At 42.9% G+C, this 16,244-nt stretch carries 12 protein-coding genes and 1 pseudogene; 10 read left to right on the plus strand and 3 right to left on the minus strand.

Going from position 1 to position 16,244, the window contains the following annotated elements; translation table 11 throughout:
* Positions 1 to 61 precede the first annotated feature (61 nt).
* The 4 genes from MTF70_RS07860 (at position 62) to MTF70_RS07875 (ending at position 6,137) form a co-directional block, all read left to right on the plus strand.
* Positions 62 to 1,015 carry a LysR family transcriptional regulator gene (locus MTF70_RS07860; protein WP_017819843.1) on the plus strand — a complete coding sequence of 318 codons (954 nt, stop codon included), beginning with the start codon at positions 62 to 64 and terminating at the stop codon, positions 1,013 to 1,015.
* Between the two features lie 151 nt (positions 1,016 to 1,166).
* The gene (locus MTF70_RS07865) at positions 1,167 to 3,110 is read left to right on the plus strand and encodes a TonB-dependent receptor (RefSeq protein ID WP_205461088.1); all 1,944 of its coding nucleotides are present in this window, start codon (positions 1,167 to 1,169) and stop codon (positions 3,108 to 3,110) included.
* Between the two features lie 32 nt (positions 3,111 to 3,142).
* A complete protein-coding gene (locus tag MTF70_RS07870; RefSeq protein WP_017819845.1) occupies positions 3,143 to 4,021 on the plus strand; it encodes an alpha/beta hydrolase in 879 nt (292 codons plus the stop codon).
* Positions 4,022 to 4,763: 742 nt separating this feature from the next.
* Entirely contained in the window at positions 4,764 to 6,137 is a 1,374-nt protein-coding gene (locus MTF70_RS07875; RefSeq protein ID WP_248393950.1) for a carbohydrate porin, read from the plus strand.
* Positions 6,138 to 6,200: 63 nt separating this feature from the next.
* On the opposite strand, the gene MTF70_RS07880 is transcribed toward MTF70_RS07875, so the two are convergent.
* Positions 6,201 to 7,187, minus strand: a complete 987-nt coding sequence (locus tag MTF70_RS07880) for a LacI family DNA-binding transcriptional regulator (protein WP_005373712.1) — start codon at positions 7,185 to 7,187, stop codon at positions 6,201 to 6,203.
* Between the two features lie 235 nt (positions 7,188 to 7,422).
* Here MTF70_RS07880 and MTF70_RS07885 point away from each other — a divergent pair, with 235 nt between their 5' ends.
* The 3 genes from MTF70_RS07885 to MTF70_RS07895 all read left to right on the plus strand — a co-directional run bounded on the left by MTF70_RS07885 (position 7,423) and on the right by MTF70_RS07895 (position 11,437).
* Complete coding sequence (locus MTF70_RS07885) at positions 7,423 to 8,862, plus strand: sucrose-specific PTS transporter subunit IIBC (RefSeq protein WP_062731055.1); 1,440 nt, start codon at positions 7,423 to 7,425, stop codon at positions 8,860 to 8,862.
* A 165-nt stretch (positions 8,863 to 9,027) separates the two neighbouring features.
* The gene (locus tag MTF70_RS07890; RefSeq protein WP_053349293.1) at positions 9,028 to 9,951 is read left to right on the plus strand and encodes an aminoimidazole riboside kinase; all 924 of its coding nucleotides are present in this window, start codon (positions 9,028 to 9,030) and stop codon (positions 9,949 to 9,951) included.
* Positions 9,952 to 9,982: 31 nt separating this feature from the next.
* Positions 9,983 to 11,437, plus strand: coding sequence for a sucrose-6-phosphate hydrolase (locus MTF70_RS07895; protein ID WP_205461087.1), 1,455 nt, complete (start codon positions 9,983 to 9,985; stop codon positions 11,435 to 11,437).
* Between the two features lie 64 nt (positions 11,438 to 11,501).
* Here the strand turns inward: MTF70_RS07895 and MTF70_RS24425 are convergent.
* Positions 11,502 to 11,621 (minus strand): annotated as a pseudogene (locus tag MTF70_RS24425) (dihydrofolate reductase); the annotation flags it as partial.
* 253 nt (positions 11,622 to 11,874) lie between these two features.
* Here MTF70_RS24425 and yghU point away from each other — a divergent pair.
* From yghU to MTF70_RS07910, 3 genes are all read left to right on the plus strand, one after another.
* A complete protein-coding gene (gene yghU, locus MTF70_RS07900) occupies positions 11,875 to 12,732 on the plus strand; it encodes a glutathione-dependent disulfide-bond oxidoreductase (RefSeq protein WP_005373705.1) in 858 nt (285 codons plus the stop codon).
* A gap of 1,183 nt (positions 12,733 to 13,915) precedes the next feature.
* Positions 13,916 to 15,085, plus strand: a complete 1,170-nt coding sequence (locus MTF70_RS07905; RefSeq protein WP_248393952.1) for a D-alanyl-D-alanine carboxypeptidase family protein — start codon at positions 13,916 to 13,918, stop codon at positions 15,083 to 15,085.
* A 211-nt stretch (positions 15,086 to 15,296) separates the two neighbouring features.
* The gene (locus MTF70_RS07910) at positions 15,297 to 15,704 is read left to right on the plus strand and encodes an SPOR domain-containing protein (protein ID WP_005373701.1); all 408 of its coding nucleotides are present in this window, start codon (positions 15,297 to 15,299) and stop codon (positions 15,702 to 15,704) included.
* Positions 15,705 to 15,754: 50 nt separating this feature from the next.
* Here the strand turns inward: MTF70_RS07910 and MTF70_RS07915 are convergent, their stop codons facing one another.
* Positions 15,755 to 16,228: a peroxiredoxin gene (locus tag MTF70_RS07915; protein WP_005373699.1), complete on the minus strand. Its 474-nt coding sequence runs from the start codon at positions 16,226 to 16,228 to the stop codon at positions 15,755 to 15,757.
* Between the last annotated feature and the right edge of the window lie 16 nt (positions 16,229 to 16,244).

Genomic DNA, 16,244 nt, shown 5'->3' on the forward strand with positions numbered 1-16,244 from the left:
ATCGAAAACACTTACCACAAACTCTAGAGATTTATGTACTATACCACCTACTGGAAGCTTGATGGGTGGTATTGACGTGAACTTATCTCAAATTGATCTGAATTTGCTCTTTGTTTTAAAGCACTTGCTCGAAGAGAAGCATGTATCTAACACCGCTATGGCTTTAAATATGAGCCAGTCTGCGGTAAGTCGAGCACTGCAAAAAATGAGAGTTTTCTTTAATGACGAATTACTGGTGCGCAAGAAATACGGCTATGAACTGACTCCAAAAGCAGAGTCAGTAAGGCAAGACATCAATAATGTGATTACCAGTTTAGAAAAACTTGCCCATAGAGACTCGTTTGATCCGAGCACTGTATCAAGCACCGTTAAGGTTTACGGCCTTCTTCCTCAGATTAATACCTTAATGCCTAAGGTTATCGCTAAGATTCGGCAAGAGGCTCCAAACCTTAAGGTCAGTTTGGACTCAGCACCAAAACGTCATTTTGATGCGTTGGTGGCTGGAGATGTTCATTTCGCACTTTCCTCTCATCAACCGCCAAGCTCTGAGCAAAATATCTATCGAATGGTTGTTGCTAAGCGTACTTTCCGTTTGCTTATGAGCCGCTATCATCCACTGGCCGATTTAGAGCTAACTCCAGAGCGTTTGGCCGAATTTGACTTTGGACAAGTCTCTTTGCAGGGTGAGAAGCGATTGTCGTTTGAGCATAAATACCAAGAGCTAGGGTTAGCGAACAAAAAAAAGCGTTTATCAGCGCCAGTGCAACTGAATAACTTTAGTTCTGCTCCAAGTATCGCTGCGGAGACTGAGATTATATTTCATCTACCGACACCTTTTGCAGAGGCAGCTTGTCAAGACCCTCGCTTGATCGTTCGAGAAGTACCTGCCGAGCTACAGTTGGACTTTCAAGAAGTCTTCCTATATTGGCACAAACGCTTTAACGATGATCCTATGTGTGAATGGGTACGAGAGATCTTTAAACAGCTCTATGTTGGAACCGATACTTTAGCTTAAATGCTTATATCGGGTAATTCGTGGTTAACTATTCGTATATTGGATAGTGATATTCTCTTTTCTCGATAGTGATTAACTTGTCAGTGATTATGATAATCAGGTTTAATTGATAATAATTATTAAATGCAATTACATTTTAAGCCTATTCAATATGAAGCCTCTTTTCACATACTCTCTATTTTCTACATCAGTTGTTTCTGCTTGTATTACTGTACCTATGGTCGTTGTTGCAAATGACCAGTTACCTGAGACTGGTATCAATACAACAGCAATGGAAACCGTAGTGGTTACAGCCTCTGGTTACGAACAGAATGTCACAGAAGCGCCAGCAACAATAAGTGTTCTCACCCGAGAGCAACTTGAAAATCGCTCATATAAAGATTTGACTGATGCTTTAAGTGATATACCTGGGGTAACCGTTACAGGAGGTGGTGATGGCCAAGATATCTCAATTCGAGGTATGCCTGCTCAATATACGGCCATTCTTGTTGATGGCAGGAAGCAGTCTGGTCGAGAAACTCAAACTAATGGTAGTACGTTTACTGAACAAGACTGGCTTCCCCCGTTGAGTGCAATTGAACGTATTGAAGTTGTACGTGGCCCTATGTCAACCCTTTATGGGTCTGATGCTTTGGGGGGTGTGATTAATATTATTACGCGTAAAAATTATCAAGAGTGGCACGGAAGCTTGCGTGCAGAAACGACGCTTCAAGAAAATTCAAAATCTGGAAATAGCTATCAAGGGCAGCTTTACCTTGCTGGCCCTGTCATTGATGGTCTGTTGAGTACTTCTTTGACTGGACTGTATCAGGAAAGAAAAGAAGATGAAATTGAAGGTGGTTATGCAGGTAAGACACTCGACAACTATCGAGCTTCTTTGTACCTCACACCTACCTCGGATGACACTTTTACTCTGGAGTTCACCAATCATAACCAAGAGCGAGAGACCACTCTAGGTAAATCAGTGGAGCGAGAGTCTCAAGTTGCAGTACGAGAATATGAACGCCAATCTATTGGTTTTAGCCACGACGGAAACTACTCTTGGGGTACAAGTTCTTCATTTATCAGTAATGAAACAGTAAAAAATATCGGTGCAGATAAAGAAGTCGAGAATAGTCAAATTAATACGCAATGGGGTCTGCCTCTTAATGCTCACTACTTAACACTGGGCGCATCTTTCGAGCAAAAGGATCTGACTGATAATAAACTGTCATTGACCTCTAAAAACAAGCAATGGGCAGTATTTGCTGAGGACGAGTGGTATCTCACGGATACATTCGCTCTCACCCTTGGTTTACGTTACGACGACAATGAGATCTTTGACGGGCAATTTAGCCCAAGAGCTTACGGGGTCTGGTCTATTGACCCTAGTTGGACGCTAAAAGGTGGTGTGTCTACGGGTTATCGAGCACCTAGTTTGACACAAATGGACGAAGAGTGGGTTCAAGAGAGCTGTAGAGGGCGTTGTTCTATTTACGGTAATCCAGACTTAACAGCAGAAACCTCCATCAATACAGAGATGGGACTGTATTACGTTAATGAGCGAGACCTTTCTGCAAACATTACTTTGTTTTACAGCGACTTCAAAGACAAGATCGAAAGTGAGTTTGTCGATTCGACGTGTACTGATAGCAGAAGTTGCGACCGCACTTACGTCAACATTGATGATGCGAACAGCTATGGTGCAGAAAGTTCCGTATCTAAGGGTATTACAGAGTCAATTACACTAAGTGCAACCTACTCGTATACTCGTAGTGAAAAGAACACTAATGACGATGATGATGGCTTGCCTCTTGTACAAGCACCTGAACATATCTTCTCACTTAATGGTGATTGGGCAGTGCGTGATGATGTTGCTTCATGGGCCCGCATGAACTATCAAGGCAAAGAGAAAAACAACATCACTAGTGATAGCACAAGAACGTTGGCACCTTCTATTACTTACGTGGATCTCGGTGTGAACTGGCGTGTAACTAAGAATGTGAAGTTAATGGCAGCGGTTTATAACTTGTTCGATGAGCAAATCACAGAGGAAGAGTTTGGCTACATTGAAGATGGCCGACGCTACTGGTTAGCTGCTGAAGCGACTTTCTAATCTACTTACTTTTTTAAGCGAATAACAAAACAATGAATACGAAAATTAAGTCTGCGATGACCTCTCTGCTACTTATGCCCTTTGTCTGTTTGGCTGGGGAGTTCAATGTAGAGAAGGATATCTTGTTCAAAACTGTAGGTGAAAGAGAGATTAAACTCGATCTTTATACTCCTTCGGTTGAATCAAATACTCAGTACCCGTTATTAGTCTGGGTACATGGTGGTGCATGGAAACGTGGGAGCAAAGACGCCATCCCAGAAAAGAACCCATTATTACTTCAGTCTGTGTTGAATGAAGGTTATGCGCTAGCTTCAGTTGATTATCGTTTAAGTGGAGAAGCGATCTTTCCTCAACCAGTACAAGACATTAATGATGCACTGAACTATTTGTACGACAATGCTGAAAAGCTCGGTATTAAAGCGGACAATGTTGTGATAATGGGACGCTCTGCTGGCGGGCACCTCGCTGGCTTTATTGGTGCGACTAACTCGGCATACAACCAAGTAGATTTCTATGAGCCACCAAAGTACAAGGTCTCAGCCGTAGTAAGCTTTTTTGGCCCTACCGATTTACTTGAGTTAAGTAATAAAGGTGGCAAGAAAACCAGCAAAAAATCGTCTGTATCTCGTTTCTTAGGAGATATTCCAAACAATATTCCAAAGCTTGCCAAGAAAGCATCAACGACGAGTTATGTGAATGAAAATACTCCACCATATATACAGTTACACGGCACCTTGGATAAGCGAGTGCCTCTATCTCAAAGTGAGATACTTAAGGCTAAGCTTGATGAGCATGGAGTTACTAACCAACTTTTCATTGAAGAAGGTGTAGGACACAGTGCACCTGTCTTTGATACCGAGAAGTACGTTACTCATGTTTTGGACTTCTTAAATAAACACTTTCCGAACTAACGCTCTAGTCAATATAAGGCTTAAAAGTTCAAGGGGAAATACTGAGCCAACTGTGATTACAGTTGGCTTTTTCATGTATCTCTATTGGGCATTTTATCATTCTGATTAATGGGAGCGGCTGGCTCATTTTCAGGCAGTGGTTGAATAAATCTATGACTACTTTAGGGTATGTATTCTAACGTACTTCTGTCCAAAAAAGTGTTTCGTTAGCTTGAATTAGAACAACAAAGCGCTCTTCACAGAAAATGAAGGTCGTTTATCTCGTCTTAACAGCCTTTCAAGTTGTTTGAAATGAGGTATCGAGATCCGCTTCGCTCTTAGTTACGTTCAACCTTAGCTGCTACTTTTCATCAACAAATAGAGATGAGTTACCATCAAGTAGCATAGGGAAGCGCGTGAGCACTATTCTCTCAAATGAACACTAAACTCCTTCTTTGTAGCCTGTCACCTTCAAACTACTTCCTTTAGGGCTAACAATTAACTCAAATGTGCGCTGGTTAATGATTTTTCTGTAAGTAACACAATTGAACGTGATAGAAGTAACAAAATGGCCTCTTAACGGTAACGTTCCCGAAAGATTTATATATTATCGCCCTCATTGATACAAGTAGTAGAGACGCTGTGAGCCTGAGCGCTCTGAAATTCAGGCTTTAGATGGACATTTAAAGTCACCATAAGTTTGCGATTTTTCTTGGGAACGTTTGCAATATGCCTAAGTATAAATTTACGTGAGACTATGGAAATGAAACTACACACTTTGACGATGGCAGTAGCGCTTGGACTGGTTACTGTACCTGTATTCGCAGCAACAGATGTTGACGGTCTTGAAAAGCGAATTAATGAATTAGAACAGAGACTTGAGCAGACGGAAAAAGCATCCACAGAAGCAAATGAGAAAGCCTCAAGCTTTGAGTTTCATGGCTACGCTCGTTCCGGGCTACTGATTAATGACGATCTGAATGGTGCAGTGGGCACTGGTCCTTACATGACGGCAGCTGGTGCTATTGGCGCTCCAGTTGGGCGATTAGGGGTAGAGGATGATCATTATGTGGAAGCAAACCTTATTCACAAACGCTTTGCAGATGATGGTTCCAGCGCATTGTTCCGAATCATGTTGGCAGATAGTACGGAAACCAATAACGAATGGACAGCGAGTGAGAGTCAATTAAACGTTCGTCAGATATATGCTGAGCTAAACAAGTTGAGCATGTTCTCTGAATCAAGTGCGTTTGCTGACGCAACGTTTTGGGCAGGTAAACGATTTGACCGTGATAACTTTGACATTCACTTCTTTGACTCGGATATTGTTTTCTTATCTGGTACTGGTGCTGGTGTGTATGACGTCCAAATGAGCGATTCGTGGAAAGCAAACTTCTCGATCTATGGTCGTGATTTTGGTGAGATTGATAGCTCGTCAACGGATGTTGAAAACTATATCGCGACAATGAACAACCGCTTCGGCAGTTGGCAATTGATGCTGAGCGGCATGACGTCAGCTGATAACAATGATCGCGTAGAAGGTTCAGCGGACAAAGGTTTACATGCGATGTTTGCTTACCATGGCGATAACTTCTTTGGCATGAGTGAAGGCTTCTCTAAAACCGGTATTTTGATGGGTGATGGACTGGGTGCGGAACTTAAAGGCATCGGTTCAAACGGAGATTTGTTAGAAGACGCAAAAGCCGTACGCTTGTTCAGCTATGGTGTAACACGCATCGGCGACAACTGGCGTGTAGCACCTGCGTTGCTAGCAGAACACAGCCAAGATCGCTTTGCTGAAAATGATGAATTTACGTGGGCATCGTTCAACATCCGCTTAGCGCAAGAGTTTACGCAGAACTTTGAGATGGTTTATGAAGGCTCATACCAATACATGGACCTAGACAATGCGATTGATAAAGCAAGTGGCAGTTTTTACAAAGCGACAATCGCACCAACGCTTAAGATGTCTACCGCTGCAGGTTTCTTTGACCGTCCGGAGCTACGTTTTGCAGTTAGCTACGTTGATTGGAGCGAAGACTTGAATGGCTACTCGATTAGCCAGGATGCGGGTGCTGCAACGATGGGTGATGGTGGTGAAGTTTTGTTTGCACTGCAAATGGAAACTTGGTTCTAAAGGGATCTAACCGACAAAGAGTAATAAGAAAAGCGCCAACTGATTTCAGTTGGCGCTTTTTCATTAACAGGACTGACGCTCAATTGTTTTGAAGGTTAGTACCATCTTACTCATTTCAAAACTTCTGTTGGCAATTCTATCTAGTAGCAGTTTCGCACCATTTTCACCTGCTTTATCAAATGCATAGTTAAATGTTGATAAGGTTGGGGTGCACACTGATGCGAGCTCATCATCACCAACTCCTAGCACTAAAACGTCTTTACCCGGTGTTAACCCGAGCTCTTGAATCGCTCTCATCGCACCGATAGCAATACGGTCTGTCGCACAGAACAAGCCATCTAGCTTAGGGTTCTTTGTTAAGTGTTGTTTTGCCAATGAATAGCCAGAATCGATTGTAAAGTCACCACGAGCATGGAAGGCGATCTCAAAACCATGATGTTGCAGCGCTTGAACAAATCCTTCAGAGCGTTGCTTATCTACCGCGATATCGTCACCTTGCACACCAATAAAACCCATGGTTTGGCAACCTTTTGCAACCAGTCTATTTCCTGCTTCAAACCCTACTCGTGCGTCATCATGAATGATGCTTGGAATATTAAACATGGAACCATCTTGACCGACGAGCACAACTGGGACGGCTGAGTTTTGAATTGCTTTTACCAGCTTGGAATCGAGGTGGGTGGCGTAAAGAATGATCCCTTCAACCCGTTTTTGGTTAAAGATCTGAATGTATTCCAGTTCTTTTTCGTGGGCTTGGTGAGTGCTAGCAAGTAAGACATGTTTCCCTGCTTTTTCAAGGACATCTGTTAATCCATCGACACCTTGGGATGTGGCATGAGAGGAAACCCGAGGAACAATGACACCAACCAGATTGGTCTTTTGAGATTTTAGATCTTTAGCGACTTGGTTTGGCACATAGCCACACTCCGCTACTGCTTGGCGGACCTTCAGTTTTGTCGCTTCTTTTACGCCATATTCATCGTTTATAACCCGTGACACTGTTGATTTTGATACGCCAGCCAGACGGGCGACATCATGCAGACTCGCCATTGTTCCTATCCATTCTGTTTTTCGTTTTTGGGATTGTTTGCAAAGAGAAGATGAAAAGCTCTTTGATAAGTAGCGATTCTAACCTCCTATACTGCTCTTAGGGAGAGAATTTGACGATCATTCTCACATTCTCTCTGCTTTATCTTTGATCATTTGGTTTTATTGAGCAAAAATCTGTTTTGCAAACGTTCCCGAAAATTTCACAAGCTCAGATAATAATCCAATGGGGTATGAAATGAATTATCCGGCAGTAGCAAAAGAGTTGTTAACTCTATTAGGTGGTAAAAGCAACATCACCGCACTTGCGCATTGTGCGACACGCTTACGCCTTGCCGTTGCAGATGAGCAAAAAATAGATGAACAAGCGATTGATAGCCTTGAAGGAGTAAAAGGGCAGTTCAAAGTTGCGGGTCAGTACCAAATCATTTTTGGATCTGGCATCGTAAACCAAGTTTATGCAGAAATGGCGAAGTTGACGGGGATGAGTGAAATGTCCACCAACGACGTTGCGTCTGCTGGCGCAGAGAAACAAAACATTGTTCAGCGCGCGGTGAAAGGGCTGTCTGATATTTTCGTTCCAATCATTCCAGCAATCGTCGCTGGTGGTTTGTTGATGGGTATCTATAACCTATTGACTGCTCAAGGCTTGTTCATTGATGGCAAATCTTTGATTGATGCCAACCCAGGACTGACAGACTTGGCGAACATGATCAACACGTTTGCGAACGCGCCGTTTGTTTACCTGCCTATTCTGCTGGCATTTTCAGCCAGTAAGAAGTTTGGCGGTAACCCATATTTAGGGGCGGCGCTAGGTATGTTGATGGTTCACCCTGACTTGCTGAATGGTTGGGGATTCGGCGGCGCATCTGTGTCTGGCAACATTCCGGTTTGGAATATTCTTGGCTTTGAAATCCAAAAAGTGGGTTACCAAGGTTCGGTGTTACCGGTTTTGGTATCGGCATTCATTCTTGCGAAGGTTGAGCTAGGCTTACGTAAAGTCATCCCTTCTGTTTTAGACAACCTTTTAACGCCATTACTGGCGATTTTCATAGCGGGTTTGCTGACGTTTACTGTCGTCGGTCCGTTCACGCGTGATATCGGTTTCCTATTGGGTGATGGTCTGAACTGGCTATACAACACAGCTGGCTTTGTTGGTGGTGCGGTATTTGGTCTTATTTATGCTCCGTTTGTTATTACTGGTATGCATCACAGCTTCATTGCGATTGAAACTCAACTTCTTGCGGATATTGCGACGACGGGCGGCACCTTTATCTTTCCTATTGCGGCGATGTCTAACGTTTCTCAAGGAGCGGCAGCGTTGGCGGTGGGCGTGATGAGCAAAGATAAGAAGATGAAAGGTATTGCGATTCCATCGGGTGTTACGGGTTTGCTGGGTATTACAGAACCGGCTATGTTTGGTGTTAACTTAAAACTACGTTACCCATTTATTGCGGCAGTTTGCGCTGCGGCGTTATCAAGTGCGTTCATCACAATGTTTAATGTGAAAGCTCAGGCATTGGGCGCAGCTGGTCTTCCAGGCATCATTTCCATTACGCCAGAGAAGATTGGGTACTACATCGCGGGTATGGTGATCGCGTTCTTGACCGCATTTGTTCTCACCATTGTTCTTGGTATGCGTGACCGCGCTAAAGTCGGTAAAAAAGCAGCGGCTTAATCTGAACTCCTTAAGGGTGGAGTCCCCCAAAATCCACTTCTTTTCCTAAATGTTTGGGGTGCTAGCCAAGCACTAATGGCTTGGCTAGCCTTTTTCAATTTTTACTTGGTAGTGAAGGTGTTCAACACGTTGGACTATCAGGGCTTTAATTTTAAGGTAAGCAAGATGAATCAAGTATGGGTAACTGGTGATGCAGTTGTCGATCTAATACCGGAATCTGAGACTTCTTTACTCAAATGTCCCGGTGGTGCACCAGCGAATGTCGCCGTAGCAATTGCTCGTCTATCTGGTAAGAGTGCGTTTTTTGGACGTGTAGGTGATGACCCATTTGGTCGCTTCATGCAATCAACGCTCGATCAAGAGGGCGTGAGCACGGAGTTTCTCGTTAAAGACCCTGAGCAAAGAACATCAACAGTGGTGGTAGATTTAGACGATCAAGGGGAACGCAGCTTTACATTTATGGTAAAACCGAGCGCTGATCAGTTTATGTCTGTTGAAGACATCCCAAACTTTAAGCAAGGTGACTGGCTACACGTTTGCTCAATTTCACTGGCAAATGAGCCAAGTAGAAGCAGCACATTTGAGGCGATCAAAAGAGCAAAAGCCGCTGGTGGTTTCATTAGCTTTGACCCTAACTTGCGTGATGAAGTGTGGCAAGATCAATCAGAAATCCAAGCTGTCGTGATGAAGGCTGTAGCGATGGCCGATGTGGTTAAGTTCTCTGAAGAAGAGCTTTTGTTCTTAACTGACTCAACGTCGATGGCGCAAGGTTTACAACAAATAGCCTCTTTGAATATTGCTTTGGTCTTGGTGACACAAGGTGCGAAAGGTGTTTGGCGCGTCTTTGAAAGTCAGAGTGAACTGATCACAGGTCAAGTCGTTAGTCCGATTGACACCACAGGTGCGGGTGATGCTTTTGTCGGAGGGCTACTGGCATGCCTGTCTCGGCATGACGATTGGAAAAATCATCCTGTTGTTAGCTCTGCGATTCAATGGGCAAATGGCTGTGGTGCATTAGCGACGACGCAAAAAGGCGCAATGACCGCGCTTCCGACCCAGACAGAGTTGCTGCAATTTATTGGGCAATGATCTTCAGATCCAATTTCAGTTGAGAAAAATTATGAGCTTAAACAACCGTTGGACTGTAGAGCAAAGATATCGCCGACTTGAGCAAATCCCTCAGTGTGATATCGAAGAAATGACACTTTCACGTCAGCAAGATAAAGACTTTCCTAGTTTTCATATCGCCCCTAGATTTGGGCTGTTAAATGACCCAAATGGGTTGTGCTATTTCAATGGTGAGCACCACATCTTTTACCAGTGGACGCCTGTGGGACCAGTCCATGGAATGAAGTATTGGTATCACCTTTCTACTAAAGACTTCATCCATTTTACTGATCATGGTGTGGGTCTTCATCCCGACCAAGACTACGATTCACATGGTGTCTATTCGGGCGGCGCTTTGGTGGAAAACAACAAGGCTTTGCTGTTTTTTACTGGCAACAAGCGTGACCAAAACTGGAATCGAATCCCAACACAGTGTTTTGCCACCATGGATTCAGACGGCAGCATTGAAAAGCACGGTGTAGTCATTGAGAACGAACATTACACGGAGCACTTTCGTGACCCAAAAGTTTGGAAGAAAGGCGACGACTATTTGATGGTGGTGGGTGCTCAAACCAAAACCGAGCATGGTTCTATGGCGCTCTATCAAAGCAAAGATTTGAAAACGTGGCAGCATAAAGGTCCTATCAAGACCAAGTTCTCTGACCTTGGGTACATGTGGGAGTGTCCTGATTTATTTGAGATTAATGGTCAATCGGTGATGCTGTTTTCTCCACAGGGCGTGAGCAGTAGTAATCCTTATGATTTCAAAAACATCTATTCTGTCGCGTATATCGTGGGTGATCAGTTGAACCTAGAGTCGATGACTTTAGAAAACCACCAAGATATTTTACAGCCAGATTATGGGTTTGATTTCTACGCCCCACAAACCTATTTAGATGAGAATGGGCGTCGCATTCTTATTGCATGGATAGGGTTGCCAGAAATCGACACGCCATCGGTCACACACCAGTGGGCAGGAATGTTGTCTCTTCCTAGAGAACTAACGTTGAAAGATGGTTTTCTTGTTCAAACTCCACTCCCTGAATTGGAGAGTTTAAGAAAAGAAGAGGTAGTCTTTGCACAGTCCCATACACTGGAAAGCACAAGTTGTTTGATCCAATTAGACCTTGAGGGCGATGGCTTTGAACTTGAGCTGAGTAACCTCAAAGGTGACAACATCGTCTTTAGTGCGACAAAGCACGAGTTTATGCTGGACCGTCGTCACATGTCTCATTTGTACGCAGAAGAATTTGGTAGCATTCGAAAAGCACCAAGATTGGACGCTAAGCAGACGATTGATATATATATCGACAATTCTGTCATCGAGATTTTCATTAATGGTGGCAAACACACGATGACCAGTCGTTTCTTTATTGATGATCTTAGTAAAGTAACGTTGATAGGGTTGGAGCAAGCAAGGCTTTTCCCTTTGAAAGGTATTTCTGGTTTGTTTGAATCAGCTAAGTAACGGTTTCGAATACATTAAAACGCCCTTCATTGATTTAGTGAAGGGCGTTTTTCTTTCTAACTATCTAACTTAACTGCCTATCATGCACGTAAGTTGTTTGAACTAAGGTATCCAGAACAACTTCATTCTTGGTGACTTTGAAGTTTAGCGGTTGTTCTAAATCCCCAAATAGAGGTGCGCCGCCGAGTGTAGCTTACTCATCGTTGGCATCTCGAACCTAGTTCACATTATCGCGACGTTTTTACTTATAGCGTGAAAGAAAATCCCATAACCAAAGGTTCTAACTAAAAGAGATTGCAGGACTTTTATTTAGCGAATTCGACCTAATATCTTGAGTATGCCTAATCGCAGTTGGCGAAGAGGTGATGTTAATAATGCTTGCTGGCGCGTAAGACCCGTCAGTTTGAAGATGCATTCAAACACAATAAGGGAAAACAATGGCTAACGAATACATTCCACCAAAAGTTTGGACAAACGATAATGAAAACGGCGGTCAGTGGGCGAGCATCAACCGTCCGGATTCTGGCGCACGTCATGAGCAAGAGCTTCCAGTTGGTGAGCACCCATTCCAACTTTACTCAATGGGTACCCCAAATGGTCAGAAAGTGACGATCATGTTTGAAGAGCTTTTGGCGGCTGGCGTAACGGCAGCAGAATACGATGCATACCTGATTAAGATTGGCGATGGCGACCAGTTTGGCTCTGGCTTTGTGGCTGTTAACCCAAACTCAAAAATTCCGGCATTGGTTGACCGTTCGGGTTCTGAGCCAGTGAACGTGTTTGAATCTGGCAACATCTTGTTTTATCTAGCAGAGAAGTTTGATCATTTCTTACCAAAAGAAGGCGCTAAGCGTGCTGAGGTAATGAACTGGTTATTCTGGCTGCAAGGTTCTGCGCCATATCTAGGCGGTGGTTTTGGTCACTTCTATGCGTACGCACCAGAGAAGTTCGAGTACCCAATCAACCGCTTTACAATGGAAGCAAAACGTCAGTTAGATGTATTAGACAAGCGTCTTGCGAACAATGAATTCCTAGGTGGCGATGAGTACAGCATCGCTGATATCGCAACATGGCCATGGTACGGCAACCTTGTGTTGGGTCGTGCTTACGATGCGGCTGAATTCTTAGACGTAGAAAGCTACAAAAACGTTGTGCGTTGGGCAAAAGTAATTGATGAGCGTGAAGCGGTAAAACGTGGTCGAATTGTGAACCGTTCATGGGGTGAAGAATGGGAGCAGTTACCTGAGCGCCACAGCGCAGAAGATATTGATAAAGTATTGAAACTTAAACCATAAGCAATCTTGGCCTAGCTACGTCAAATGAGTTTAGTTTTATCTATGCTTATACAGTGACCTTAATCAAATCTATAGCGCACCATATACGGTGCGCTATTTTTATTCTCATTTAGTCTCGAAATTCTAATTTATATCACCTATTGAAGAGCATTTAGTTTGTAGATGAATCTTTAATATATTTATATATTATGATGCGAAACAAGACTCACACCTTCATATTAAATATGGGCTGGTTATTTTGATTTCTAATAATTAAATTATTAGAAATTTATAAACTGAATTTATATTCATTATAAATAAAATTAATGATAACTAATATTTGACATAACCACTAAATTTGTGTGGAATATGCGGGTTGATTTGTTTTGATGAAATAAAATTAATTTCTAATACTTTTATTTATGACAAGCTTAGCTTTTAGCGATGCTTAATTATTAATACTTATATCATGAAAGAGGATATGTATGATGTCGTCGTTTGAGTCGTACTGGGTTGGGATACGTCAAAGAATAGCCACACAAACCGAAGGTAGCCGCAGTTTAAAGTCTCTAGTCATTAAAAAGCAGCGTGTGAACTTAAATAACAGTGGGTTATCCTTTCGCGCTAAGTCCGGATGCCTTATCCCTCACTGTTATACCAAGTTCTCTGATGAGATAAACCTAAAAACATCGAGAAAATCGTCTCTTAGTTTTAAGAAAGGAAAGCTGTACTTTTCTCCGATTTAATAATAAATGAAATTTACATAAATTATAATCTGAGGTTTTTAAATTTATCGATAATTAATTGCGATTTTATGATGCGTTTTTAATATGTTTTCTTGGTAAGTAATTAGCTGGGCTTATTGTTGATTGTTTTTGTTGTTTCCTATTTAGATATGGATAAAAGCTCAACTACTTTTCCTATACCAACTTACTCCCTGAATTGACTTGCGCGCTTTTTCTCTCCTCTCAAAAAACATAGCGTTACGGAATTATTTTCGCTCCTGTTTCATTCTTCAAGACGAAAGCTCTACCTACCTCTCATTATTTTCGACAAACATTGAGTAAAAGTAACCAATCGTAACAAGGTGGCTGTAACTGAGCGCCGTTTCAATATACTCGTTTTTTAACTAGGTAATCCCGCGCTTTGAATTCATTCGGGTACCGTTTGTAAGCCTTAAATGCGACTAAGATAAGATGTCATGATGAGAAAAAGTACTATATTACACACAGTGTTAATTACAGGGTTCGCTGCTGTATCCTCGTTGGCTTATGCTGCGCCTTCAGTTGTGCCAAATGCGCCGGAACTCAGTTCTCGTGGTTATGTTTTGATGGACTTCCATACGGGGAAAGTACTGGTTGAACGTGATGCCCACAAACGTTTAAACCCCGCGAGTTTAACGAAGTTGATGACTGCTTATGTAGCTGGTCAAGAAATTAATACAGGCAATATTACGTTGAATGATGAGGTTGTCATCAGCCGAAATGCTTGGGCAAAAAACTTCCCAGATTCTTCAAAAATGTTTATTGAAGTCAATACTTCCGTTTCTTTGTCTGACTTATACCGTGGTCTGATTGTTCAATCTGGTAACGATGCCAGTGTTGCTATTGCTGAGCATGTTGCGGGAAGTGAATCAGGGTTTGTGAGTTTGATGAATAGTTGGGCCGCCAAGCTTGAATTGTCTAACACGGCATTCACCAACCCTCACGGCCTAGACAGTGACGGTTTATATTCGACACCTTATGATATTGCCAAGTTGGGCCAAGCGATTATTCGTGACTTACCTGATATCTATCCGCTGTATAGCGAAACCTCGTTTACTTACAATGGCATCACTCAATACAACCGTAATGGCTTGCTTCGTGATCGTAGTATGAATGTCGATGGCATGAAAACTGGTTATACAACCGGCGCGGGTTATAGTCTAGCGACTTCTGCAACACAAGGTGATATGCGTTTGATTGCCGTAGTGATGGGAGCGAAGAGTGAGAATGTTCGTGAATCAGAAAGCAAGCAGCTGTTGAGTTATGGCTTCCGCTTTTACGATACGGTAATGCCGACTGAGGCGGGTGCGGAACTTGCGAAAGCTCGAGTTTGGATGGGCGAAAAAGACGAGCTTACTGTCGGCGTAGCTAACGATGTGTATCTCACTTTGTCAAAAGGAGATGTAAAAAATCTGCAAGCGGATGTTGAATACAACGGTGATTTAGTTGCGCCAATTTCTGAGCAACAAGTGGTTGGTAAAGTGCTTTACAAAGTCGACGGTAAGGTCGTAAATGAAGCCGAGCTCGTTGCATTGGAGTCCGTGGAGGAAGGCAGTTTATTCAAGCGAATTTTAGACTGGTTTAAGCAATTGGTCGCTAGCTGGTTCTAAACAGTAGCGAACTTCTGTCTATATCACTCTATCTTGTTAATTTTCTATTAAATCAGTTTACTAAGGCGACCAACGTGGTCGCCTTACGTTTTTGGAATACTCGTTGCGTTAAAACGCAGGCCTTCTTGTAAGGGTGTGTTTTACCTGACCAAGAGCGTTTTGTGTTTTTGGGTGCGAGAGAAAAGAAACTAGAACAAGAATGGAGTGACACGTGCACAAGATTTTATCTTTGACATTGATTTTATCGCTCATGGGCTGCGCTATGCCTTACCAGCAGGAGGTCGATAGCGGCCAATGTGTTGGAGTCATGACCTCTCAGGATGCATATGGTTATTTAAACCCAAACCATTACACGATGCAGGTACTCGCGCTAAAGCAAGAAAAAGATGTGAAAGATTATATTCGCTATATCGATCCTAAGCATCCGGTTTGGGTTAACTGGAAAAACAGCCGAGGCACGCGTTGGTATACGGTAACTGTTGGTGATTTTAAAACGAAACAGGATGCCTACAATGCGCTTTCTTCATTACCAAGCCGTGTAAAGCAGTCATCCCCGTTTGTGCTGACTTTTGCGGAAATGCAGCGTAAGCAACAAACGAGTGTTGTGAGAATGCGTTAGCCAACAAAAAACGGAAGCGATGGCTTCCGTTTTTGTATTTAGGAGTAAGCTTAAAGCGCCGCTAAAATCGTTTCTGCTTTGCTTGCTTCAAACTCTTTTGGCTCTTCAACGTTAAGCTTAGTCACTGTGCCGTTTTCAATGATCATCGCGTAACGTTGTGAGCGAATACCACCAAAGCCGCCTGTATCCATTTCAAGACCTAATGCTTTAGTAAAGCTAGCGTCGCCATCACCCAACATCAGAATCTCAGAAGCGTTTTGAGCTTCGCCCCACGCTTGCATCACAAATGCATCGTTTACAGAAACGCAAGCAATTAAATCAACACCTTTTGCCTTTAGCTCATCAGCTAATACCACATAGCCTGGTAGATGAGCTTCTGAACAGGTAGGGGTGAATGCGCCAGGTACAGCAAAGAGTACGACTTTCTTGTTCGCAAACAGTTCTGTAACGTCGTGGTTAACCATACCATCGGCAGTCAACTCACTAAGAGTTGCAACTGGTAGAGCTTGGCCTTGTTGAATCATGATTCTATTCCTTTTT

This window comes from Vibrio sp. 2CM40D, from assembly GCF_023161825.1.
Classification (GTDB): Bacteria; Pseudomonadota; Gammaproteobacteria; order Enterobacterales; family Vibrionaceae; genus Vibrio; species Vibrio alginolyticus.